Source organism: Streptomyces diversicolor, assembly GCF_057537855.1.
Genome location: NZ_BAAJXA010000107.1, coordinates 1 through 2,275, shown reverse-complemented (window position 1 = coordinate 2,275; position 2,275 = coordinate 1). Strand labels below are relative to the sequence as shown.

2 protein-coding genes are annotated in these 2,275 nt (G+C 62.8%); both read right to left on the bottom strand.

The window, feature by feature from the left end:
* The coding region (locus AC27LF_RS45305; protein WP_479662428.1) for an AIPR family protein at positions 1-1,699 on the bottom strand (1,699 nt) is incomplete at its 3' end.
* 305 nt (positions 1,700-2,004) lie between these two features.
* Positions 2,005-2,275, bottom strand: a 271-nt coding sequence (locus AC27LF_RS45300; protein ID WP_479662427.1) for a hypothetical protein, incomplete at its 5' end; no start/stop codon positions are given.

Here is a 2,275-nt window from a genome sequence, read left to right as displayed (position 1 = left end):
CTAGCTCCGCGAGCCGCTTACATCGCCCGGCGTCAGTGAGTGTTCCACTGAGGAACGAGGTCTGCCCGTACTCCGTGTCAATGTGGTGGATCAGCCAGGAAAGGACGCGATTGGTGAGTGCAGGAACCTCTCGCAGCGCCGCGTCCCAGTCGTACTCGGGATCGTCGATACGGTCCTGATCGAGAAGCTGAAAAACCAGATGGGTGACGAGTAGGTCACCTCGCTGGCTCACATCGGCGGCGCGTTTCTGGAACCGCTTGCGTTCTTCGTTCAGGGCGGTGCCCACAGTGCGGTGCACGAGTACAGAGCGCCAGATATGGAAGGCCCCCGGCCGCTCCCCGAAGAGCCGAGGGTAGGCGCCTCCGCTGCCACGCTCCCAGAGAAGGTCCGTGTCCCGCTTTGCGCGCACGGCGAGTTCGGTGTTGCGGTGCGCGCAAGCCAGGGCAATGGCGGCGTGCACCACAGAGCAACCTTCGTCCGGCGCTGGATCGGGTTCACCACGCTTAAACACGTAGGATTTTTGCAGGGACAGCATGAAGTCCTCGCGGATCATCGCCTGCACCTCGTCGAGGGCGATGAAGTCGCGTTGCTCCACATGGTTCTGCGTATTAGTTGTCTCGGTGATGCGTTGTGCGAGATCCGGCATGCCCTTGTCGACGACGATCACCTTGACAGTGACTTCGGCGTCCTCAACCGCCTCGGGTGCCGCCTTCGTGGCGCGGTGTGCCGCTGCGACGGTCTGTGCGCCGTTCACGACGCTGACTCCTGAGATGCGCAGGTGCACAGGCTCGTCCGGACGGCGGCGACCCGGCCAATCCTCCTCCAGCGCATCGCACAGCACTGTCACGCCGTTGTTGAAGAGCCAGAAGTTCTCCGGCTCGTCCACCAGGGTGCCGAGCATGCCGGAATTGACTCGGGTTGTACCGAGGGACTGACGCAGGTTCTGCTCGTAGAGCCGGCTTTCGTGCTCCTGGTACCACTCGGCGATGTTGCTGGCCGGAACGGTGCCCTGGTAAGCGGTGAGTGGAGTGTTCCGCCTGAGCCAGTTCGTCATTCGTACTGTCACCCGCACAGGTTCGGGAGTCAGGTCCTCCCGGATCTGCTGCAGGATGTCCGCAGCGTGGACCACCCGGTACTCGAGGACCGGACCGAGGCCGTTGAACTCGTTCCGAGCATCGTCGAGAACGGTTGTGGTCTCCTTGCTTAGGCCCCCCACACCCATGACAGCGATTACGAGAGTCACCTTGAGTCGGGCATCGTGCATCGCGGCGTTGACTCGAGCAGCGATTGGCTCCAGGCGATCGTTGAAGCGGTCGAAACTTCGTTGTTCGATGAGTCGGAGACCAGCGATGAGCTTGTGTGCCGCGTTGGTGTCGAGCTTGCCCTTGCCCTCGTCACTCCACTTAGCTTGGACGAGCCAAACCTCTTGTGTGCCCTCGGTGACAGCCACGCCGTCAATGCCTTGGTCATCTTCACCATCAATGACGGAGGCGCCGGCGGTCTTGTGATCACAGCCCGTCACTACGCGTACAGCAGCCGCTGTCAACGCGCGGGATAGGAAGCGCTGTTCGTAGCCTTGCTGGTCGTACCCTTTGAGGTCCTCGTCGTAGATGAGGCCCTGGTACTGCTGCAGAAGCGCAGTGCGGATCTGGTGGATACGGATGGGAGCCGTTGCAGCCCTGCGCTCTGTCTCGTCCAAGTCTTCTCCCAGTGCCCTGCGTTGCGTCGCCCTGACACAGTCTAGGGACAGACCAGGAAGGCAGGGTGCTGATCGACGCCCCAGTGGGTCTGAGTTCCGATCGCCTGACGCAAAGGTCATCCCGTCGCCTGTTCTCGAAGATGCCGCTGCTGACGCGTGAGCGCTGCGTGAGCGGACGGGGTGGTACAGGATGGACCGGATGGCACGCGGGGCTTGATCTCACCTGTCCGACCTGGGAAAACGGGATTCGGTGGCACCTCCCACCCTCACCCGTCACGATCTTGCAGGCCCTCGTAATGCCCCGGTCATCCGCTATACGGGTCCAGGGTGATGAGAGTTCGCCTGGCATCGGCGAGGGTCTGGCGGAGGTCAAAGGACGTCGAGCGGATCAGAGGCACCGGGTAGCTGGGGTAGGCGTCGGCGTGCGCGGCAGCCGTGATCAGTTGGCAGGTGGCGAGGATCGTGGTCAGCAGGCTGGTGGCGAAGAGGGTCTGAGGGTCTGGGATGGACGTGTTGGGCGGGCGGAATAGGACGGCAACGATGCTGCGGTGCCAGGAGGGGTCCAGCGAGTCAGGG